At 65.2% G+C, this 21206-nt stretch carries 22 protein-coding genes and 1 tRNA gene; 8 read left to right on the top strand and 15 right to left on the bottom strand.

The annotated features are described in order from the left end of the window. The first annotated feature begins 98 nt into the window (after positions 1 to 98). Positions 99 to 1775 carry an acyl-CoA dehydrogenase family protein gene (locus EF888_RS00405; protein ID WP_109759340.1) on the top strand — a complete coding sequence of 559 codons (1677 nt, stop codon included), beginning with the start codon at positions 99 to 101 and terminating at the stop codon, positions 1773 to 1775. 49 nt (positions 1776 to 1824) lie between these two features. On the opposite strand, the gene recO is transcribed toward EF888_RS00405, so the two are convergent. Genes recO through EF888_RS21610 form a run of 3 tightly spaced genes read right to left on the bottom strand, consistent with a single transcriptional unit; the run spans position 1825 to position 3382 of the window. Next, on the bottom strand, positions 1825 to 2544 hold the full coding sequence (recO, locus tag EF888_RS00400; protein WP_109759339.1) for a DNA repair protein RecO: 720 nt from the start codon (positions 2542 to 2544) through the stop codon (positions 1825 to 1827). Further along, entirely contained in the window at positions 2544 to 3194 is a 651-nt protein-coding gene (locus EF888_RS00395; protein ID WP_109759338.1) for a DUF2161 domain-containing phosphodiesterase, read from the bottom strand. The genes recO and EF888_RS00395 overlap by 1 nt, the downstream gene beginning before the upstream one ends. A 14-nt stretch (positions 3195 to 3208) precedes the next feature. Beyond that, positions 3209 to 3382 carry a hypothetical protein gene (locus tag EF888_RS21610; RefSeq protein WP_164721528.1) on the bottom strand — a complete coding sequence of 58 codons (174 nt, stop codon included), beginning with the start codon at positions 3380 to 3382 and terminating at the stop codon, positions 3209 to 3211. Between the two features lie 154 nt (positions 3383 to 3536). Between EF888_RS21610 and EF888_RS00390 the strand changes: the two genes are divergently transcribed. Both EF888_RS00390 and EF888_RS00385 read left to right on the top strand, forming a co-directional pair. Then, positions 3537 to 4457, top strand: a complete 921-nt coding sequence (locus EF888_RS00390) for a manganese-dependent inorganic pyrophosphatase (protein ID WP_109759337.1) — start codon at positions 3537 to 3539, stop codon at positions 4455 to 4457. A gap of 104 nt (positions 4458 to 4561) precedes the next feature. Further along, complete coding sequence (locus EF888_RS00385) at positions 4562 to 5434, top strand: TIGR01459 family HAD-type hydrolase (protein WP_109759336.1); 873 nt, start codon at positions 4562 to 4564, stop codon at positions 5432 to 5434. Positions 5435 to 5750: 316 nt separating this feature from the next. Here the strand turns inward: EF888_RS00385 and EF888_RS00380 are convergent, their stop codons facing one another. The 3 genes from EF888_RS00380 to EF888_RS00370 all read right to left on the bottom strand — a co-directional run bounded on the left by EF888_RS00380 (position 5751) and on the right by EF888_RS00370 (position 8367). After that, positions 5751 to 6845 (bottom strand): site-specific DNA-methyltransferase, encoded by a 1095-nt coding sequence (locus tag EF888_RS00380; protein WP_109759335.1) that lies wholly within the window; start codon positions 6843 to 6845, stop codon positions 5751 to 5753. A gap of 115 nt (positions 6846 to 6960) precedes the next feature. After that, positions 6961 to 7572, bottom strand: a complete 612-nt coding sequence (locus EF888_RS00375; protein WP_109759385.1) for a ribonuclease HII — start codon at positions 7570 to 7572, stop codon at positions 6961 to 6963. A gap of 252 nt (positions 7573 to 7824) precedes the next feature. Next, positions 7825 to 8367, bottom strand: coding sequence for a hypothetical protein (locus EF888_RS00370; RefSeq protein WP_126918444.1), 543 nt, complete (start codon positions 8365 to 8367; stop codon positions 7825 to 7827). A 166-nt stretch (positions 8368 to 8533) separates the two neighbouring features. Here EF888_RS00370 and EF888_RS00365 point away from each other — a divergent pair, with 166 nt between their 5' ends. Together EF888_RS00365 and EF888_RS00360 are read left to right on the top strand one after the other, a co-directional pair. Then, positions 8534 to 8833: a hypothetical protein gene (locus EF888_RS00365; RefSeq protein ID WP_109759333.1), complete on the top strand. Its 300-nt coding sequence runs from the start codon at positions 8534 to 8536 to the stop codon at positions 8831 to 8833. Beyond that, positions 8805 to 9509 (top strand): winged helix-turn-helix domain-containing protein, encoded by a 705-nt coding sequence (locus tag EF888_RS00360; RefSeq protein ID WP_109759332.1) that lies wholly within the window; start codon positions 8805 to 8807, stop codon positions 9507 to 9509. The genes EF888_RS00365 and EF888_RS00360 overlap by 29 nt, the downstream gene beginning before the upstream one ends. A gap of 186 nt (positions 9510 to 9695) precedes the next feature. Here the strand turns inward: EF888_RS00360 and EF888_RS00355 are convergent, their stop codons facing one another. Both EF888_RS00355 and EF888_RS00350 read right to left on the bottom strand, forming a co-directional pair. Beyond that, positions 9696 to 10160: a hypothetical protein gene (locus EF888_RS00355; protein ID WP_109759331.1), complete on the bottom strand. Its 465-nt coding sequence runs from the start codon at positions 10158 to 10160 to the stop codon at positions 9696 to 9698. A gap of 82 nt (positions 10161 to 10242) precedes the next feature. After that, positions 10243 to 10318, bottom strand: a tRNA-Arg gene (locus EF888_RS00350). 89 nt (positions 10319 to 10407) lie between these two features. Between EF888_RS00350 and EF888_RS00345 the strand changes: the two genes are divergently transcribed. The 3 genes from EF888_RS00345 to EF888_RS00335 all read left to right on the top strand — a co-directional run bounded on the left by EF888_RS00345 (position 10408) and on the right by EF888_RS00335 (position 13305). Further along, positions 10408 to 11472 carry a LacI family DNA-binding transcriptional regulator gene (locus EF888_RS00345; protein ID WP_277601044.1) on the top strand — a complete coding sequence of 355 codons (1065 nt, stop codon included), beginning with the start codon at positions 10408 to 10410 and terminating at the stop codon, positions 11470 to 11472. Positions 11473 to 11641: 169 nt separating this feature from the next. After that, positions 11642 to 12862: a M66 family metalloprotease gene (locus EF888_RS00340; RefSeq protein WP_109759330.1), complete on the top strand. Its 1221-nt coding sequence runs from the start codon at positions 11642 to 11644 to the stop codon at positions 12860 to 12862. Next, the gene (locus EF888_RS00335) at positions 12769 to 13305 is read left to right on the top strand and encodes a M10 family metallopeptidase C-terminal domain-containing protein (protein ID WP_109759329.1); all 537 of its coding nucleotides are present in this window, start codon (positions 12769 to 12771) and stop codon (positions 13303 to 13305) included. The genes EF888_RS00340 and EF888_RS00335 overlap by 94 nt, the downstream gene beginning before the upstream one ends. Positions 13306 to 13309: 4 nt before the next feature. On the opposite strand, the gene EF888_RS00330 is transcribed toward EF888_RS00335, so the two are convergent. The 7 genes from EF888_RS00330 to EF888_RS00300 all read right to left on the bottom strand — a co-directional run bounded on the left by EF888_RS00330 (position 13310) and on the right by EF888_RS00300 (position 21146). Beyond that, complete coding sequence (locus EF888_RS00330; protein WP_109759328.1) at positions 13310 to 13972, bottom strand: calcium-binding protein; 663 nt, start codon at positions 13970 to 13972, stop codon at positions 13310 to 13312. Next, positions 13945 to 15084: a hypothetical protein gene (locus tag EF888_RS00325; protein WP_109759327.1), complete on the bottom strand. Its 1140-nt coding sequence runs from the start codon at positions 15082 to 15084 to the stop codon at positions 13945 to 13947. The genes EF888_RS00330 and EF888_RS00325 overlap by 28 nt, the downstream gene beginning before the upstream one ends. Positions 15085 to 15161: 77 nt before the next feature. Further along, the gene (locus EF888_RS00320; RefSeq protein ID WP_109759326.1) at positions 15162 to 16823 is read right to left on the bottom strand and encodes a thiamine pyrophosphate-dependent enzyme; all 1662 of its coding nucleotides are present in this window, start codon (positions 16821 to 16823) and stop codon (positions 15162 to 15164) included. Between the two features lie 64 nt (positions 16824 to 16887). After that, positions 16888 to 18033, bottom strand: a complete 1146-nt coding sequence (locus EF888_RS00315; protein ID WP_109759325.1) for an iron-containing alcohol dehydrogenase — start codon at positions 18031 to 18033, stop codon at positions 16888 to 16890. 1 nt (position 18034) lies between these two features. After that, positions 18035 to 19411: an aldehyde dehydrogenase family protein gene (locus tag EF888_RS00310; protein WP_109759324.1), complete on the bottom strand. Its 1377-nt coding sequence runs from the start codon at positions 19409 to 19411 to the stop codon at positions 18035 to 18037. Then, positions 19408 to 19785, bottom strand: a complete 378-nt coding sequence (locus tag EF888_RS00305; RefSeq protein ID WP_109759323.1) for a VOC family protein — start codon at positions 19783 to 19785, stop codon at positions 19408 to 19410. Before EF888_RS00305 ends, EF888_RS00310 begins: the two co-directional genes overlap by 4 nt. Further along, positions 19782 to 21146, bottom strand: a complete 1365-nt coding sequence (locus EF888_RS00300; RefSeq protein WP_109759322.1) for a glutamine synthetase family protein — start codon at positions 21144 to 21146, stop codon at positions 19782 to 19784. The genes EF888_RS00305 and EF888_RS00300 overlap by 4 nt, the downstream gene beginning before the upstream one ends. Positions 21147 to 21206 lie beyond the last annotated feature (60 nt).

The following is a 21206-nucleotide window of genomic DNA, read 5'->3' as shown; positions in this document are numbered from 1 at the left end:
GGGACATATTAATGCGCGCTACGACCTTCTTTTGAAATCTTCTTGCGCTGCATGTGCATTCACACTAGGTCTTCGCACGTGCAGAATGAGGACCGACCATGCCGCGTGACGGAGCTTCGGGAATGACCCCCGCGATGACCGACCTTCTCGACCTCGCGGCCTCCGCGACCGACGCGGCCGACGCCCTGCTCGCCCGCGCCGTAGAGGTCGTGCGCGATCGCGTCACGACCGGCGGGCGTGTCGATCCGGCCCGTCTCGACGCCGATCAAACTGCCGCCCACGGCCTCGCCTGGCTCGCCACCTATGTCGAGGCGCTGCGCCAGATGCGGGCCTGGGCCGAACGGATCGAGAAGGACGGCAAGTTCGGCGAAGTCGAACGCACGATCCTCGGCATCGCGTTCGGAGAATACCTCGCCCAGATCAGGGGCGGCATCCCGATGAGCCAGGGAGAGATCGTGCGCGTCGCGGACCTCGGCCTCTCGTCCGAGGACGTGGCACTCCTCGACACGCCCGCCGTCCGGACGCTCATCGCCGAGGGCAACACGCAGGACGCCCGCCTCAGCCTCGTCCGCCTGATGCGCGAGCGGAACGCAGACATCACCGTCGGCGCCACCGGCCTCGACGACGAACTCGAGATGATCCGCGAGCAGTTCCGCCGCTTCTCGAAGGACCGCGTCGAACCCCACGCCCACGAATGGCACCTGAAGGACGAGCTGATCCCGATGGAGGTCATCTCGGAACTCGCCGACTTGGGCGTCTTCGGCCTGACCATCCCCGAGGAACACGGCGGCCTCGGCCTGTCCAAGGCTTCGATGGTCGTCGTCTCCGAGGAACTCTCGCGCGGCTACATCGGCGTCGGCTCCCTCGGCACAAGGTCCGAGATCGCGGCCGAGCTGATCCTCTGCGGCGGCACCGACGAACAGAAGGCGAAGTGGCTCCCGGGCCTCGCTTCGGGCGAGATCCTCCCCACGGCGGTCTTCACCGAGCCCAACACCGGCTCAGACCTCGGCGCGCTCCGCACACGTGCGAAACGTGACGGCGATGACTGGACGATCACCGGCAACAAGACCTGGATCACCCACGCCGCGCGCACCCACGTGATGACCGTCCTCGCGCGCAGCGTCGACGGTACCGACGACTACCGCGGCCTGTCCATGTTCCTCGCCGAGAAGACGCCCGGCACCGACGAGACGCCCTTCGTCGACGAGGGCCTCTCTGGCGGCGAGATCCAGGTCCTGGGCTACCGCGGCATGAAGGAATACACCGTCAACTTCGACGGCTTCCGCGTGAAGGGCGAGAACCTTCTCGGCGGCGAGGAGGGGCAGGGCTTCAAGCAGCTCATGCAGACCTTCGAAAGCGCCCGCATCCAGACCGCCGCCCGCGCCATCGGCGTCGCCCAGTCCGCGCTCGACGCAGGCCTCCGCTATGCCGAGGACCGCAAGCAGTTCGGCAAACCGCTGATCGAGTTTCCCCGCGTCGCCTCCAAGCTCGCCATGATGGCGGTCGAGATCATGGTGGCGCGACAGCTCACCTACCACTCCGCATGGCAGAAGGACCACGGCCACCGCTGCGACCTCGAGGCCGGCATGGCCAAGCTCCTCGGAGCCCGCGTCGCCTGGGCCGCCGCCGACAACGCGCTCCAGATCCACGGCGGCAACGGCTTCGCGCTGGAGTATGCGATCAGCCGCATCCTCTGCGACGCCCGCATCCTGAACATCTTCGAAGGTGCCGCCGAGATCCAGGCGCAGGTCATCGCCCGAAGGCTCCTCACTTGACCTTCATCGGTCTGCAAATATCCCAGGGGCGCGGGGGCAGAGCACCCGCCTACCGCGTCAACAGATCCACCAGCCTCTGCCGCGCCTCGGGCAAGGGCCGGTCGCCAAGAGCCGGCGCCAGCCACGTCCGCAGGAAATGACCCGTCGTGCGAAACCCGTCGCGCAAATCCTCAACCGATCCCTCGCCCCGCCCGACCAGCGCAGGCGACAACGGGAATAGCCGGTCCTTGAACGCGCCAGCTCCCGCCTCCGAAACCGCCCGCCCGCTCTTCGGCGAGACATAGGCCAGCCCCTCGACCGACCCGGTCACCGCGCAAGCCGCGAGGTCCAGGCCGAAGCCCAGCTCCTCCAGCAGCGCCAGTTCCCACCTCAGGTAGGCAATCGGCCAGTACGGCCCCTCGCCCATCATCCCCAGCACAGCCTGCGTCCTCTGGTACAGCCCCGGATGCGGTTCCCGCTCCGGCAGCGCGAAGGACAAAAGCGAGCAGACCGCATTCAGCCCCGCCAGCGTCCGCCTGTCCGCCATCAGCACCGCCGCGCGCGACGCGACCGGTTCCACCGTGAACGCGCCCAGGTGATCCTCCAGCCGCGCCCGCCAGGCGACATCGACCTGGTTCCCCGGCTCCAGCACCGGCGTCATGCGCCTCCCGCCGCCGCCGCGGACAATGCCTGCGTGGCGGCCGTGACCTTCAGTGAAGATCTCGACGATTGCGCCACTTTCGCCGTGTCGGCGCCGGGCGAGGACGACACCCTCCTCGCGCCAGTCCATCAGCCGCGCTCCAGGGCCGTGCGTCCCGCGTCCGTCAAGTCATAGATGCCGACCGAGACCCGCACGAACCAGCCGTAGTGATTGTCCGCCATCATCCGTGTCGCCCGCGACACCCCCGTCTCTCGCGCCACGGCGGCCCCCCGCGAGGCCCCCGCCCGCGCCAGGTGCGCCGCGCAGCGTACGGCGTCCTGCCGATAGGCGGTGACGATGGCGCCCCGCGTGCCGCCCCGGTTGGGATCGCCCTCGCGCCGCGCGAACTCCCGCAGAAGCCGGGCCATCCGCCCTGGCGCCCGGCGCGGCGCATAAGGCGCAGGATCGCAATGCACCTCGACCACGCCGTCCTCGACACGAACGGTCAGAAGCCCAAGCCCCAGCCGCCGACAAAGCACCTTCATGTTCTTCAGTCCCGACCAGGCCGCACGCCCCCGGCCCCGCGGCGCGGCGATGTAGACCGCATCCGACAGCGCCAGACGCGCCACGCCCTGATGCACCAACGCCAGCGAAAAGGCGGTCTTCATCTCGACGATCACCGGTTCGTCCTCGCCCGCACGACAGGCAACGACGTCGGCCGACCCGACCTCGCCTTTCACCTCATAGCCCTGCGCCTCGAGAAACGCCTTGATCGGCGCATAGAGTTCTGTTTCCCGCACGAGCCTAAAGCGCGTTACCGCTTGTCGCGCCCGGGTATCGGAGACCGCACCGACTTGCTGACCTTTCCGCCCGGCCCGCCGTCCACCCCCGGCGGAATGCGGCTCTGCCCCTGCTCGTGACCGGCCTTTCCCTTGGATTCGTCCGAGGTCTTCTTCGCTTTCTGCGACGGCTTCTTCGATTTCGGCATGGCGACACCTCCTGGGTTTGCCGCAACAAACCGCGTGCGGCGTCCGCGCGCAAGGCCCGGCGGCATCGTGCGCGCACCTTGAGGCATGGGTGACAAGCCCCGGACGACTCGCTATGAGGGCGCCGAATTCCCCGACAAAACGAGTGACGTCACAATGACCATCAAAGTCTTCGGCCACAAATCCCCCGACACCGACTCGACCGGCTCGCCGATCATCTGGGCCTGGTTCCTGAGCGAATGCCGCGGCACCCCGGCCGAGGCGCGTCTCCTGGGCGAGCCCAACTCGGAAGCGCTCTGGATGCTGTCGCGCTGGAACCTCGACAGGCCCGCCCATCTCGAGGACGTGACCGACGCCGACACCTGCGTCATCGTTGACACCAACAACGTGGCCGAGCTTCCCGCCCACATCAACGACGCCCGCGTGACCGAGGTCATCGACCACCACATGCTCCAGGGTGGGCTCAAGACCAGGTCGCCCATCAACATCACCGTCCGCCCCGTCGCCTGCACCGCTACGATCATGCACGACCTCATGGGCGACGAGGCCGCGCGGATGCCCGAGGCGATCAAGGGCGCGATGCTGTCCTGCATCCTGTCGGACACGCTCGAGTTCCGCTCGCCCACGACCACCGACGTCGACCGCAAGCTGGCCGAGGGCCTCGCCGCCGACCTCGGCGTCGCGATCCCCGATTACGCCGCCGAGATGTTCGCCGCGAAGTCCGACGTGTCGTCCTATTCCGACGCCGAGCTTCTGCGCATGGACTCCAAGGAATACGACGTCGACGGAACGAAATTCCGCGTGTCGGTGATGGAGACGACCTCGCCCTCGACCGTGCTCGCGCGCAAGAAGGGTCTGATGGAGGACATGGTGACCGTCGCCGAGGAAGACGGCGTCGACCAGGTGCTGTTCTTCCTCGTCGACATCCTGGCCGAGGAGTCGATCCTCTTCGTCCCGAACGATCTCGTGCGCCGCGTGGCCGAGAAAAGCTTCGGCGTCACCGCCGACAGCGACCTCGTCAGCCTGCCCGGCGTCGTCAGCCGCAAGAAGCAGATCATCCCCGCACTGAAGGTCTGACATCGATCCGGGGACAAGGCGGGCGCCCTCCGGGGCGCCTTTTTGCATTCCGCGCCGAAGCCATTCGCGCTAGGTCCGGTCAGGACCACCCTGACGGAGACACCATGACCGAGATCATCGAAAGCCTCGCCGACGTCTCGGACCGCTACGACGCGGTGTTCTGCGATCTCTGGGGCTGCCTGCACGATGGCATCCGTGCCTTTCCCGAAGCGGTCGAGGCCCTGCGCCGCTTCAAGTCAAAGGGTGGGCGCGTCGTGCTCCTGACCAACGCGCCGCGCCCCCGTGCCGACGTCGCCCGGCAACTCGACCGCTTCGGCGTGCCGACCGACTGCTGGGACACCATCGCGACCTCGGGCGACAGCGCGCGCGTGGCGATGTTCGACGGCGTCATCGGCGACAAGGTCTGGTTCATGGGACAGGATTACGACCTGACCTTCTTCGAGCCGCCGAAGATCGTGAGCAATCCCACGCCCGTCACGCGCGTGCCCCTCGACCAGGCCACCGGCATCGCCTGCCTCGGCCCTTTCGAGCCCCATGCCGAGCCTTCGGTCAACCGGCCCGAATTCCTCTACGCCAAGCAGAAGGGCCTGAAGCTCCTCTGCGCCAACCCCGACATCGTCGTCGACCGGGGAGAGAGCCGCGAATGGTGCGCTGGCGCCCTCGCCGCCCTCTACACCGAGATGGGGGGCGAAAGCCTCTACTTCGGCAAGCCGCATCCGCCCGTCTACACCCTCGCCCGCCAGCGACTGTCGGAACTGGGGGCCGATATCCCGGACAGCCGCATCCTCTGCATCGGCGACGGCATCAACACAGACATCCAGGGCGCGCTCGGCGAGGATCTCGACAGCCTCTTCATCACGGGCGGCCTCGCCAAGGAAGAGACGCGCACCGACCGCCAGCCCGAGGCCGCGGCGCTCGACAGCTTCGTGGCCCAGGCGCGCCTGACGCCCACCTACGCCATCGGCTACCTGCGCTGAGGCAGCGCGCCCACCGTTCACACATCTGCGAAACTCGGTTCCTCGCCGATGTCAGAACCGACGCGATACCGACGCAATACCGACGTGATACCGAAAGCCCGATTATCCAGTGCCTTCCCAGGGTTAACCGCCCGGATCAGGGGCTCTCGCGGCGTTCAGCCGATCCAGGTCCGCGCGTACCAGAAACCATCTTTTCTGTCCCAAGAGTTGTCCGGAGTCCGGGGCAGAGCCCCGGAAAAAAGAACCCCGCCACAAGGGCGGGGTCAGGTGCAGTGCCGTGGGCGGCCACAGGCACCGGCGGTAAGCTCTGGTGGTCCTACATCTCGGACCGAATCTGCTGGCGGAACACGTCGATGGACACCGGCTGTCCATCCCTGCGGATGTGCCAGTAGGTCCAGCCGTTGCACGACGGCGCGCCCTCGAGGGCGGCGCCGACCTGGTGGATCGACCCTGTCACACCGTCGGCGACGAGCGTGCCGTCGGCCCTGACCTTCGCAGCCTTGCCGGAGGGGCTCGTCAGCATCTCGCCCGGACGAAGCATCCCCCGCTCGACCAGTTGGCCGAAGGGAACGCGCGGCTCAGAGCGTTTCGACGACGTCACTTCCAGCGCCGAACGGTCGAAGGGCCGGACGTCGCGCAGCCGCCGCTCCGCCACGTCTCGATACGCCTTTTCCCGTTCGATACCAATGAAGTGGCGTCCCAGCATCTTGGCGACAGCGCCCGTCGTGCCGGTCCCGAAGAACGGGTCCAGCACCACGTCGCCCGCGTTCGTCGTGCCGAGCAGAACACGATGAAGCAAAGACTCCGGCTTCTGCGTCGGATGGGCCTTGTCGCCCTTGGCGTCCTTCAGCCGCTCATGCCCCGTGCAGATCGGCAGCACCCAGTCCGAGCGCATCTGGATGCCCTCGTTCAACGCCTTCAGCGCCTCGTAGTTGAAGGTGTACTTCGACCCCTCGTCCCGGCTCGCCCAGATCAGCGTCTCGTGCGCGTTCGTCAGCCGCTTGCCCCGGAAGTTCGGCATCGGGTTAGACTTCCGCCAGACCACGTCGTTGAGGATCCAGAACCCCTGGTTCTGAAGCTCGGCGCCCAGCCTGAAGACGTTGTGATACGAGCCGATCACCCATATGGCACCGTTCGGCTTCAACAGCCGTCGCGCAACGGCCAGCCAGTCTCGTGTAAACTGGTCGTAGGCGGCGAAGGATCCGAACTGGTCCCACGCGTCGTCGACGGCGTCGACACGCGAATTGTCGGGGCGGTGCAGCTCGCCCTTGAGTTGCAGGTTGTAGGGAGGATCGGCGAAGATCAGGTCGACCGAGGCCTCGGGAAGACCGCGCATCACCTCGATGCAGTCGCCTTCGAGAATGGTGTCGAGCGGCAGGCGCGCCGCCTCTTTCCGCGTTCTGGTGGTCATCTCTGCCTCTGTCCCGAGCGTCTTTGCGACGCGTCGCCTTGTTGCGGCAAAGATGAGTCAGACGGGATTCGCCGTCAAATTCTTTTTTGAATCAGTGACTTAAGATTTCGGCTTGTCACAAGATGTTGTAGACCGGCTTGAACGAACGCCTATGGTGTGGGGTCAGCCCTAACCGGTCGAGTGCGTCCCGATGCGCCTTCGTCGGGTAGCCGGCATTGCGCTCCCAGCCATACCCGGGGTGCTGTTGCGCCAAATCCACCATGAGCCGATCGCGCACCACCTTCGCGACGATCGAGGCGGCTGCAACCGACAGACTGCGCCCGTCGCCCTTCACCACCGCCGTCGCGGGGCAGCACAGTTGTCTCGGGATGAGGTTGCCGTCCACCAGCGCGTGACAGGGCGTCAGCCCAAGTCCGGCCACCGCCCGCTCCATGGCGAGGTGCGCGGCACGCAGGATGTTCAGCCGGTCGATTTCCTCGACCGAGGCATGAGCGACCGAGACGACGGCGGTGGCGACGAGGATATCGTAAAGCCTCTCCCGCTCCCGCGCAGGTAACTTCTTGGAATCGTTCAGCCCATCCGGCACGCAGGTTCGTTCCAGGATGACGGCCGCCGCTGTCACGGGTCCTGCCAGCGGACCGCGTCCAGCCTCGTCCACGCCCGCCACGACACGGGCCCCTGCGGCGAAGCAGGACTCTTCCTCGGAGAAGTCGGGTCGGACGTTCATGCCCGACGTGATGGCCGAGCCGGGCGCACGGATCAAGTCCCGTAACAAAATGCGGCGACCGGATCGCTCCGGCCGCCGCGGTAACCCTGTTACTCGTTATTGTACTCGGTGACCCCACCACTCGTGAATATGGCACTCGGTGACCCCACCACTCGTGAAACTGCGGGCCAGGGCGGGGAACCCTGGCCCACCGGCGCAGAGATGGAGATGTGCGGGATGCCCGCGCCGGTATCCGGGTTTGTGTCGCGCAGCCTAGCGCCGCGAGACGCGCCAGCCGTCGCGTTCCAGGCACAGCACGCTGTAGACCGGCACCACGTCGTTGCGGGTGCGGACGTACTGGCGGCAGTCCCTGGGAAGGCGGCTTGCCCACTTGAAGTGTCGGCCCAGACAGTTCTGGCTGTAGACGAGACGGTTGCCGGGCCCCTCGCGGTCGAGGACGTAGAGGCAGCGCTCGGGGAGCGGCGTGTTCCGCTTCCAGCCAGGCTGGGGTTGCGCACGGCGGTCATAGCGCCGCAGGTCGCCTTCGACCCACCTGCCGCGGTTGTCCAGAACGCGGTCGTCGCGTCCGAACTGCGGCCATCGCGACTCTTCGCGAGGCGAGCGCTTCTCGACAAGAGCCTGCTCGCGATCCTTGCGGTCGTCATGGTCGTCGATGACCTTGGCGACGATGCCCAGCGCCACGAGACCAGCGATGGTCTTCGCAACGTCGTTGGTCTCGGCTGCAGCCGGCAGGGGGGCTGTGGCGATCCCCAGGGCTGTGACGGCCGTGACGGCCATGTGGGCTAGTCGGTTCATCTTCGTTCCCCCTGTCGTGTTCTGGCGGCCATGCGCCGCGTTTCGATGAGGGGAAGGTGGGGTCGATGCGCCGTGCAGAACAATATCGCCGACCTGTTATGCGATATCACTCCCGTCTGCGCTGACCGATATTGATTTTCACGTCGGGCGAACCCATCGTGCAAGCATGACCAGTACCTCCCGCCTCTTTTCCCCCGCTCTTCTGATCGCCCTGCTTCTGGCCTCTCCGGCCGGGGCTGAATGCTTCGCCGACTACAAGGCCAAGCAGGAGTCCCCTTATCGCCTGCACTACGGCGTTATGAAGATCGACTCTGACCCCTGCACCATGTCAGACTCGGTGTCGGCGACCGTGTCGGGCCGCCTTCAGGCAGCCGGCTGGCAACTTCTTTCGGTCCAGTCGGTTTTCGATGAAAGCGGACTTGAAAGCAGGAAGCAGGATGCCGGCGGATATTTCCTCCGTTTCTGAGACCAAGGCAGTCGGAACCCGGATCGTCAGCTACGGCATCGCCGCAGTTGTCCTGATCCTCGTGGCGGCAGGAGCGTTTCTGTTCCTCAGCCTGCCGGATGCGAACGCGTTCAACTCCCGCGTTGACCGTCTCTTTGTCGAAAACGCCGACCTTACGTCCTTTGCCGAAATCAAGCTTCTCGAGATCCTTGCACAGTCCGGCACGGCTTTCTCCGAAGTGCTGTCCGGCTACCGGGTCATCATCTTCGTCCTGATGCTTTTCGCCACGGGCCTTCTGATCGCGTGCCTCGTCTTCGTGGTCACGATCATCCTTCTGAACCGCAGGATCGGAGCGATCGAGCGGCAGGGCATCCAGGTTTCGTCCCTGACCGTCAATCGCGAAGAAAACCTCGTGCTCATCAACGACATGGTCTTCACCCTGACAGGGGCCGCGGTCGAGACCATCGCGGTTCTCGCCGAGGCGCGCATGGACGGCGACGTCATGTCCGGCGCCGAGATCGAGGCGGTGATTTCGGGTAAGCGGCCAGAGGACTGCGAGGAGGCGTCGGGAGCCACGCGCATCAAGCGTCTGCGCGACGCTCTCGGCAACCAGATGGTGTCCGAGCTTCTGGTCCGGACCGTGGCCCGCCAAGGCTATGTCCTGGCAATCGACCAGAACGCGATACGGGTCATCTGAAGATATCGACCCAAACCGCATAATTGAGCCGAAACGCGAGTTTTTCCCATTAGCCAGACGTCAGCCGCCAACTAGATCGGCGGCGCCGGGTCGCTCGCTCATCCCTGAGCGGCAAGGCTCCCTCGGTCGGAGGATTGCGACCCCAGCAGCCGGCCGGGGGATCTCACATGGCTTGGCGAAACGGCCTCAACCGGCCGCGTTCTGAAGGTGAAGCTTCATCTCCATCAGGACCTGTTGAAGGGCGTTCGTCTCATCGAGAAGGCGTCGCGTCTCGTTCAGCGAGATCACGCCATCGGAAATCGAGTTGTTGTACTCCGCCATCAGGATCGCAAAGCGCTGCGACAGGCGGATGACGTCCGAGGTCAACCCCGCGGAATCGTCGCGCGGATTTTCGTACTCCAGCCGGATATGCTGAAGCTCGGCCAGCGCTTTCGTGACGTACGGCACGCTTGCCACACGCTCCAGCTCCAGAAGGACGTTGACCGGCATGAAGCGATCCGCGTTCTCGTCATGCAGCGAGGCATAGCGCCCAAGTGTCGCCTTTGACTTGCCGGAAACCTCGCAAGCCCTGGCGAACCCAATGTCCTTGATCAGCGCGTCTGTATGTCTCTTCAAATAATTTTCGCGGACAGACCGCACGTCGATCCCCATAATCCGAAGTCCTCGCTCAGAATATCGTAAGCGACCCCAGCGTCTGTTAACCGAAGCAATCTGATCTGCATACAGAAATTGCTGGCGGCCCCGGATGGAGTCGAACCATCGACCTACCGCTTAGGAGGCGGTCGCTCTATCCTCTGAGCTACGGGGCCGCTGCTGTCTTTTGTCGTGTTCCGGCGCTCGGATCAAGCCGCTTGCGCCGACCGGCGGCAGCGCTAACGTGGAACCAGGCAGGGTGAGTATGGACAACGACGAGCACAAGGTCGTCCCGATCAAGAAGAACATGGAGCCTGCTCAGCGGCCGCTGACGCTCAAGGACGTGTCGCTTGCCTCGGGCGTGTCGGAAATGACGGTCAGCCGCGTCCTGAGAAACCGGGGCGACGTGTCAGACGCGACGCGTGAAAAGGTCCTGAAGGCCGCTAAAGAGCTAGGCTACGTCCCGAACAAGATCGCCGGCGCCCTGGCGTCGAGCCGCGTGAACCTCGTCGCCGTGATCGTGCCCTCGCTGTCGAACATGGTATTTCCCGACGTTCTGACCGGCATCCAGGAAGTTCTGGACGGAACGCCGCTTCAGGCCGTCTTCGGCGTCACCAACTACTCTCCCGAGAAGGAAGAGGAAGTCCTGTTCGAGATGCTGTCTTGGCGACCATCAGGCATCATCCTCGCGGGTCTCGAACATTCGGATGCGTCGCGCAGCATGCTGCGCTCGTCCGGGATCCCGGTGGTCGAGATCATGGACACCGATGGCGAGCCGATCGACGCCGTTGTCGGCATCAGCCACCGCCGGGCAGGGCGAGAAATGGCGCGGTTCATCGTGCGGAACGGCTATCGCAACATCGGCTTTCTCGGGTCGAAGATGCCCATGGACCACCGAGCCCGCAAACGCTTCGAAGGCTTCACCGAGGCGCTGGCCAAGGAAGGCATCGAAGTTCAGGATCAGGACTTCTACGACGGCGGCTCGTCTCTTCTGAAGGGACGCGAGATGACCGCCCGGATGTTGGCCCGAACGCCTGAGCTCGACTTCCTCTACTACTCGAACGACATGATCGCGGCCGGCGGAATGCTTCACTGCCTCGACAACGGAATCGACGTTCCTGGCCAGGTGGGCCTCGCCGGATTCAACGGCTCGGAGTTTCTGGCGGGCTTCGCGCGCCGTCTGGCCACCATGGATTCGGGACGGCGCGAGATCGGGCGCGAAGCGGCCCGTATCATCGCGGAGCGGACAGCGGACGCCGCCCTGCCGCCGGGACAGAAGATCGAACTGTCCCCACGTATCGAGCCCGGAGACACTCTCGTCCGCAAGTAGCTCTGACGCTAGACCTATTCGGCCTCAGTAATGATTGGGCGCCGCAGGTAAGAACTTCGAAATCTGTCTCTCTTAGATTCGCTTCTGCCCGGGGGATGCGGGCGGACGTATCGGTTTGCGGCCTGTGCTGCGCGAGTAGCCAGTCACCGATTTCAGGCGGAGACGCGACGTGTGCCAACTGTGTGCCGACTTTCAGCCGTGGCTTTCCGATTGCGCCTATGCTGTCCCCGACCAGACGCTCGAGGCCGCCGTCGATACCGGTGCGGAACTTCCGATCTACACCTATGACCAGATCGCAGCGCAGCTGACGGGCGGGTTCTGGAACGGAAATACCCGCGCCTTCGACGTCTCGCCCGGCAACTATCTCGTCGTCAACACAAGCCAGCTCACTGCAAACGGGCAAGAAATGGCCTGGGCCGCGCTTGAATCGTGGTCCTACGTGTCCGGTATCAACTTCGTGGAAGCCGGTCAGGTCGCCCCGCCAACCGCCGTGCTCACGGAAGGCGCTGACGCCGAAGCGGGGCGGACGACGACCTACACCATGTCCGTCGGGCAGGATTTCACGGGCACTTTGTCGTCCGGGGCGGACCGGGATTCGGTCGCGGTCTACCTGACAGCAGGCCAGGCGGTGAACATCGCGCTCGCCTCGGAAAGCGCATCCGGAACTGCCGACCCCTATTTGCGTCTCTATAACGCCTCAGGCGCCCTTCTGGCCGAGAACGACGATGCCGAAGGACGGAACAGCGGGCTCACCTATCAGGCGACCTACAGCGGAATTCACTACATCCAGGCCGGCTCCTTCGCCGACGCTTCGCCGGGCGACTATCGCATTTCCGCGCGAACCGCCGGTGCGACAGCTCAGATCACCTTCAACGACAATGCGGCGGGGGCCTATTCGACGTCGTCCGTCTTCAACCACGTCATCCAGTCGTCCTTCGTGAACATCAACAGCACCTGGGCCGGCGGCCAGGCCCGGCTCGACTACTATTACTTCCAGACCTACCTGCACGAGATCGGACATGCTCTCGGTCTGGGACACGCCGGCGACTACAACGGCAGCGCGACATGGGGCGTCCAGACCGACTACCAGAACGACAGCTGGCAAGCCTCGGTGATGTCCTACTTCGACCAGAGCGAGAACACGTATGTCGACGCCACCTATGCCTTCGTCACCTCGCCCCAGATCGCCGACATCATCGCCATCCAATCCCTATACGGCGTTGCGCAGGCAAATACCGGCGACACCGTCTGGGTCGCAATGGCAACAGCGGCACACATCTCGACGACGTGCTCGACATGGCAAGCAACGTCACCTTCACGATCTACGACACCGGCGGTGAGGATACGCTCGACTTCTCGGGCGAGGGCGCGCACCAGGTCATGGACCTGAGACCCGAGGCGCATTCCGACCTCTCCGGTCTCGACGGCAACATCGGAATCGCACGCGGCACGGTGATCGAGAACGGGCTGACCGGCAGCGGCAACGACATCATCAGGGGCAATGACGCCGGTAACGGCCTGTCCGCGGGCTTCGGGACCGACACCGTGGATGGCGGTTCGGGCAACGACGCCATTCGCGGTGGCCTTGGCAACGACGATCTCTTTGGATCGGACGGCTTCGATCTGGTCGAAGGTGGCGGCGGCGACGATGCGCTGTCTGGAGGAACCGGCGACGATTTCCTGATCGGCGGCGACATCGGCCTTGCCATGCTAGCACTGCTTTTTCCGTCCTGGACCCCGCCCGGGGACGCCCAGGCCATTCTCGACGGCGGTGACATGGGGGATTTTGCGTCGCTCTGGGACAGCATCCTCGACGGCGACGGCATCGCTTAAGGGATCAGAGGATCCCGTCGCCGTAGATCACGTCGTTGCCGCCGTCGCCGAAGATCAGATCGTCGTCGAGTCCGCCGATCAGGAGATCGTCGCCGCTCTGGCCTGAAAGGGCGTCATGTCCGCCGCCACCGTCCAGCGCGTCGTGGCCGGCGCCTCCGTTCAGCACGTCAGCGCCGAAACCGCCCCAGAGGCTGTCGTCGCCTCCTGCTCCATGCATCGTGTCCGGCCCCGCGCCACCATTGAGCACATCGCCGAGGTCGCCGCCCCAGAGAAGCTGTCCTATTGCCAAAAGCGGCGGACGGTCGACGTTGAGGATGTCGGCGTCGGAGAAGTCCGCCGCACCGAGGGGCTGTCCGTCCGACGTGTGAAGGATCAGGGTCTCCGACCCGTGCGTCAGGATCGCTCCGTCCGCCGTCGGCGACACGGAAAGCTGCGAGGCTGCGTAGAGCATGTCCCATGCCGACAGATCCAGCCGGTCGACGCCGCGCTCGAAATCCAGGATCGTGTCCGCTTGGCCGTCGTTGTGAAGAACGAAGAGGTCGGCGCCCGTGCCTCCGTTCAGGATGTCTTCGCCCGCGCCGTCGAACAGAATGTCGTCGCCGCCCACGCCAGACAGAACATCCGCTTTGGCGGATCCGATCAACTGATCGGCCTTTGCGGTCCCCATGGCCACACCGCCGGAGGAAGCACCACCGCGCCGAAACCGGACAGGTCATAAGAGAGCCGCGCGATGCCGGCCTCGATCGCCGAGACCGCAAATATGTCGATCCGATTGTACGCCACTTGCGCTTCCAGCGCCGAGACGCGGTAGAGCGGCATCTGGTCTGCGTCGGCGACAGACGACAGGTGAACCATCCGCCCGCCAGGAAGGACGGTGAAGAGCGACACGCCGCCTTCGCTTCCGCCAGCCGCGACGAAGGCGAAGTCGCCGTAGGTCGCCGTGGCCACCGCCTCGGCCCCCTGGAACCGCGTCCAGGGTGCGTCGAGGATGTGATCCGACAGGATCGGCGCCCCGGCGGGACCCAGGCTCACGACGCTGAGCGAAGAACTGGTGCGGCCCGACACGACCAGAAGCGTTTCATCGAGCCTCTGGATGACCTCGACGTCGGAGGGTCTGCCAATGGGCAGTCCCTCGGAGGCTCCCATGACTGCGACGTATCCCATCCCGCCGGGCGTTATGGCGACAAGGTTAAGGCCGTTTTCAGTGGCCGATACCGTCGCGACGAGGACCGCTCCGTCATGTTCGAAGGCCACCGCAGCGGCAACGTCGCCCAAGGCGCGATCTGCGGTGTCCTCGAGAGACGCCGACCAGACGAGTCCGTTCCCGAAATCCGTGAACAGGTCGAGACCGCCTGACCCCAGCCTTCCGGAAACCAAGCCCGCAGCCCCGGAGAGATCGAGACCGGTCGGCGCGGCAAGAAGGCCGGTGACCGAGAGAGGCGCCTGGTCGCCGAGCGCACCCAGATAGCTCAGTTCCACGCTTTGACCCGTGCTCGCCGGCAAACCCGCCATAAGAAGCAGTTGGCCGGAGCCAGCAGGGTCGACAAGTCCAAGGACCGGATCGCTGCCAGCAGCGAAAGTGCCGGAAAGCGCGAGCGTGTTCGCGATGCCGAGATGCCCGTCCGCTCCGATACCGACTTCGACAAGCGTCGCTTCGGTCCGCGAGAGAGCGTAGAGAACGCGGCGTCCATCAATGGTCGTGGCAAGGATGTCCGAGAAACCATAGTCCAACCCGAGCGAGTTGCCCGTGACGACATCCGTGAGTTGCAGCGCGGCCATTGGCCATCCCCCGAAATTGCGCCGCCGGACGCAGCGACGTTTCCACGAGGATTTGCCGAAACGCGGTTAAGGAAGGGTTACGGTTCGGAGGCGGCGCGTATCTGGGTCAAAGTCTGCCGGGGCGTCAGCGCCTCGATGCCCGTGACGAGGTCGAGAACCGCTCCCGAAGGGGAGGCCAGCGCACGCTCGAAAGCGTCGGCAAAGTCCTCGGTCCGCTCGACCCTCTCGCCGTGGAAGCCATAGGCGCGGGCCATCGCGGCGAAGTCAGGGTTCTGCAATTCCGTGCCCGACACACGTCGCGGAAAGTGCTTTTCCTGGTGCATCCGGATCGTGCCGTAGCTGCCGTTGTTCAGGATCAGGACGACCGGCTGCGCGCCCGCCTGCATCGCGGTGCCAAGCTCGGGGCAATTCATCTGGAAGTCTCCGTCGCCCGCGAAGCAGACGACCGTGCGCTTCGGATGGACGACCTTCGCCGCTATTGCAGCGGGGAGGCCATAGCCCATGGCCCCGGATTGAGGCGCCAGAAGCCGATTACCCGTGCCGTAGCGGAAGTACTTGTTGTTCCAGATAGAGAAGTTGCCAGCGCCGTTCGTGAGGATCGCGTCGTCGTCCAGCACCTCCTGAAGGTGTCGCATGACCTCAACCATGTCGACAGGACCGGGCTGCGGCGGCAGGTCGAAGCTCGCCTCGTATCCTGCGCGCGCGGCACTGCGCCAGTCGCTCCACGGTCCCTTCACCGGCACGTCGGCAAGTGCAGTCGCGAAAGCATTGGGGCAGGACAGGATCGCGATGTCGGGCTGGTAGATTTTCCCGATCTCGCCTGCAGACATGTGAACGTGGATCAGCGTCTGCAACATGTCGGGCAGATCGAAGAGGGTATAGTTGTCGGTCGTCATCTCGCCGAAGCGGACGCCGATGGCGAGGATGAGGTCGGCATTCTCCAGCGTCCTGCGGACCTGCGGCAGCATCCCCACCCCCGCCTCGCCCGCATAGGTCGCGCGGCTGTTGTCGTAGATGTCCTGATAGCGGAAGGCGGCGACGACTGGGATGTCCGAGGCTTCGGCAAACTGTGTCAGCGCTGCGCCGCCCTCGGAGGTCCAGCCGCCACCGCCGATCAGAAGGACCGGCCTTTCGGCTCGGTCGAGCGCCGCATGGACCGCCTTGATGTCTTCGGCCGAGGCGAATGGTTTCGGGATGGCTGCGGCGCGCGACAGCGGCGGCACGTCGGTCTCGGCGTTCAGCACGTTCTCGGGCAGCGCCACCACGACAGGTCCGGGCCGGCCTGACAGCGCCGTCGTCCAGGCCCGCGACACGATCTCGGGAATGCGCTCGATATGTTCGATCTCGGTCGCCCACTTGGCGATCGGGCCGAAGAACTGGCGGTAGTCGACCTCCTGAAACACCTCGCGGTCGCGGGTGCGCGTGTCGATCTGGCCGACGAAAAGTATCATCGGCGCGCTGTCCTGCATTGCGGTATGCACGCCGATGGAGGCGTTGGTGGCTCCGGGCCCGCGCGTGACGAAGCAGAGGCCCGGCGTTCCGGTCAGCTTGCCATACGCCGAGGCCATGAACCCTGCGCCGCCTTCGTTCCGGCAGAGCACGAAGTCGAAGGCGCCCTTGGTGTCGTGCATCCCGTCGAGGACCGAGAGATAGGATTCGCCCGGCACGCCGAAGCCGTGTCGCGCTCCTAGTGCCCGCAGGCTCTCCACCAGAACCCGTCCGCCGTGTGCCTTGCCCATGCCGATCCTCTCGCTTTGCCCCTGCTTAGGCAGACCGTCCGGCAGGAGCAAGCAGGCGGAAGGGTCAGAGCACCTGTTCGAAGAGCGCTCGCGTAGTGTCGCGAGTCATCTCGACGGGATTGCCGCCGACGCTTGGATCACGCAGCGCAGCATCGGTCAGGACGTCGATGTCCGGGTCCGTGACCCCGAGGCCCGAGAGCCGCTTCGGAATGCCGAGGCTGTCGTTGAACTCGTCGACGAAATCGCGGAAGCCGTCGAAGCCGCCGTCGATCCCCAGATAGGCCGCGGCACGGTCGAAGCGCTCGCGGATGGCGTCCGCATTGAAGCGCAGGACTGCGGGCATGCAGACGGCGTTCGTGGTGCCGTGGTGCGTATGGTGGACCGCGCCGATGGGGTGGCTCAGCGCGTGGATCGCGCCGAGGCCCTTCTGGAAGGCGACGGCACCCATGGCAGCGGCACTCATCATGTGCGACCGCGCTTCGATGTCCGTCCCGTCGGCGTAGGCCAGCGGCAGCCAGTCCTTCACCAGCCGCATACCCTCCAACGCGATGCCCTGACTCATCGGATGGTAGAAGGGCGACGAATAGGCTTCGACACAATGCGCGAAGGCGTCAAGCCCCGTGCCTGCGGTGATGTGCTTTGGCATTCCCACGGTCAGCTCCGGGTCGCAGATAACGACCGAGGGCAGCATCTTCGGGTGGAAGATGATCTTCTTCTCGCGCGTCGCCGAATTCGTGATGACGCCCGCACGCCCGACTTCGGATCCGGTTCCGGCCGTGGTGGGAACGGCGACGATCGGCGTGATGCCCGCAGGATCGGCGCGGGTCCACCAATCGCCGATGTCCTCGAAGTCCCACAGGGGGCGCGTCTGGCCCGCCATGAAGGCGATGGTCTTGCCGAGGTCGAGGCCCGAGCCGCCGCCGAACGCGATGACGCCGTCGTATCCGCCCGAACGGTAGACACGCAGGCCCTCGCTGACGTTGAGGTCGGTCGGGTTTGGGTCGACTTCCGATAAGATCGCGCGGCCGAGGCCCTCCTCTGCGAGGAGGTCGAGTGCGCGGGCGGTGATGTCCATCGACGCGAGACCCCGGTCGGTGACGAGAAGAGGCCTGCGGATCCCGGCTGCCATGCAGGCGCCGCCGAGTTCGGCGATGCGGCCCGCACCGAAGCGGATCGAGGTGGGATAGGACCAGTTGCCTGTAAGGGTCATGTCAGTTCTTCCGAAGGTGATAAGATTTCGGCCGCGTCAGAGCCTGATAGGCGAGCTTCGACAACCCCTGCCCGCGCCCGGTGTCCTTGCAGCCGGTCCAGCACAGCGCCGGGTCCAGGTAGTCGCAGCGGTTCATGAAGACCGTGCCGGTCTCAAGCCGATCCCCGATGCGCTCGGCGGCGTCCGCGTCCTGCGTCCAGATCGAGGCGGTCAGCCCGTAAGCGCAGTCGTTCATCAGCCGGATCGCGGTCTGGTCGTCGTCGACGGGCATGATCCCAACCACCGGCCCGAAGGTCTCGTCCCGCATCACGCGCATGTCGTGGGTCACGCCGGTCAGCACCTGCGGCGTCATGTAGGCTGCGCCATCGTCTGCGGGCATCGTCGCCACATGCTGCGTCGCGCCGTCGGCCAAGGCCTCCTCGACCTGTGCCCGCGCCTCGACCGCAAAGCGGACGTTGGCCATGGGTCCAAGCGTCGTCTCCGGGTCGAGCGGGTTGCCCAGCGTCTGCGCCGAGGCCCAGGCGACAGCCTTCTCGACAAAGGCGTCGTAGAGGCTTTCGGCGACATAGATGCGTTCGATCCCGCAGCAGCACTGCCCCGCGTTGAACATCGCGCCGTCCATCAGCACGTCGACCGCGCGGTCCAGGTCGGCGTCAGCGCGGACATAGCCCGGATCCTTGCCGCCAAGCTCGGTCGAGACCGGAACGAAGGTGCCTGCCGCCGCACGCTCCATCGCCTTTCCACCGTTCACGCTGCCGGTGAAGTTGACGAAGTTGACGTGCCGTCCCTCGATCAGCGCCGCCGCCGTGTCGTGATCGAGCACGAGGTTCTGCATAACGTCCTTCGGCACGCCGGCCTCGTGGAAGGCTTCGGCCAGACGTTCCCCGACCTGAAGCGTCTGCGCCGCGTGCTTCAGGATCACGGCATTACCCGCCATCAGCGCAGGCGCAATCGTGTTGATCGCGGTCATGTAGGGGTAGTTCCAAGGCGCGATGACCATGACGACGCCTTGGGCTTCGCGCTTGATCATCCGCAGGAACGTGTCCGAGTCCTCGACGACTTCGGGCTTCAGGCTCTCCTCCGCGATGGACGCCATGTACGTCACGCGCTCGCTGAAGCCGCCGAATTCGCCGCCATAGCGGATCGGACGCCCCATCTGGTGCGCCAGTTCCAACGCCATGCGGTCCGTCGTCTGACCCACGATGTCGTTGGCCTTGAGCACAAGCCGGATGCGCTCCTCCAGAGGAACGCGCGCCCATTTTTCTTGCGCGCGTCGCGCGCGGGCGGCGGCGTCGACGGCGGCCTCGCGCGACAGAACCTCTCGTGTCAGGTACACCGAGCCGTCGATCGGCGAGATCAGGTCGATGGTCTTGGTCATGGTTGACCTCCGTAGCTTGCAACCTCGATCAGATGTCCGTCGGGGTCGGTGAAATAGACCGAGGTGATGGGGCCTCGCGCGCCTGCGCGCGGTACGGGACCCGAGTCGATGGCCACACCCTCGGCGGTCAGTCTCGCGATCACGGCGTCGGGAGTGAGGTCCGTCAGAAGGCACACATCACCAGCACCGATTGCGGCGTGGTTGCGCGTCTCCATCCCCAGACTGTGAAGGTTGATCTTCTGATCGCCCGCCACCAGCGCCCGCCGACCCTCGCCGAAGGTCACCGCCTCCATTCCGAGAACTCGCCCGTAGAAAGCGACGCTCGCCTCGACGTCGCGGACGGTCAGCACGATATGGTCGATGCCGGTGATCACGCGCGTTCGAACCCCCGCCGCACTTCATAGTCGGTCACGACCGCATCGAAGGCCTCCTGTTCGACCTCGGCGGCGCGGACATAGTGGTCGACCACCCAGTCCCCCATGGCGGCCCGCAGCATCGTCGAGCCGCGCAGCGCCTCGGTCGCATCCGAGAGCTTGTGCGGGATCGAGGGAACGTCCGCCATGTTGTAGACGTCGCCGGTCACGGGGTCGTCCAGGGTCAGTCCTTCTTCGATGCCGGCGAGACCGGCGGCAAGCTGTGCCGCGCATGCGAGGTAGGGGTTCATGTCCGAGCCGGGGATGCGGCACTCGATTCGGACGCCCTTGGTTCCCTCGCCGACCAGGCGATAGCCGGCGGTGCGGTTGTCGATCGACCAGGCGACCTTGGTGGGCGCGAAGGTGCCCGGGATGAACCGCTTGTAACTGTTGACGTAGGGCGCGAGAAAATAGGTGGTGTCCGCCGAATACTTCAGAAGACCGGCGACGTAGGACCGCATCGTCGCGGACATCGTCTGGGCGGCGTCCTTGTCGTGGAAGGCGTTGTCGACACCCCTGAACAGCGACTGGTGAATATGCGCGGCGCTGCCGACCCGTTTGTGATGCCACTTCGCCAGGAACGTCGCCGAGGCCCCCTTGCTGTACGCGATGTCCTTGATCGCCTGCTTCGCGATGGTGTGATGATCGGCGGCCAGAAGCGCATCGGCATAGCGGATGTTCAGCTCTTCCTGCCCTGCCTCTGCCTCGCCCTTGGTGTTCTCGACCGGGACCCCCGCGGCGACCAGCATGTTGCGGATCGGGCGCATCACATGCTCTTCCTTCGTGGTGAGCTGGATGTTGTAGTCGGCGTTGTATCCGGCCAGCGGCTCTAGATCACGGAACCCGGACTTGCGAATGTCGTCGTAGGTCTTCTCGAACAGGAAGAACTCAAGCTCGGTCGCCATCATCGGCGTCAGACCCAAAGCGGCCGCGCGTTCGATCTGCGCCTTCAGGACCTGACGGGGCGCGTGCGGCACGGGTTCATGGGTGTGGTGGTCGATCAGGTCGCACAGCACCATCGCCGTGCCTTCCAGCCACGGAAGACGGCGCAGGGTCTTCAGATCGGGCTTCATGACGTAGTCGCCATAGCCCTTCTCCCAGCTTGTCGAGGCGAAGCCGTCCGGCGTCGCCATCTCGAGGTCGGTGGCCAGCAGGTAGTTGCAGCAGTGCGTTTCCTCGTAACCGCTCTCGATGAAGTTGTTGACGTGGAACCGCTTGCCCATCAGCCGACCCTGCATGTCGATCAGGCAGACGAGGACGGTGTCGATCTCGAGCTTGGTGGCAAGCTCCTTCAGTCCGTCGAAGCTGAGTTGCGTGGTCATGTCCGTCTCGTCCTCTCTTCCGGCGCAGGGATGCCCCGGGCGTTACCCGGGGCATCCCGT

This window comes from Silicimonas algicola, from assembly GCF_003970735.1.
In the GTDB taxonomy this organism is placed as follows: domain Bacteria; phylum Pseudomonadota; class Alphaproteobacteria; order Rhodobacterales; family Rhodobacteraceae; genus Silicimonas; species Silicimonas algicola.
This window is presented reverse-complemented; position numbering and strand designations above follow the sequence as displayed.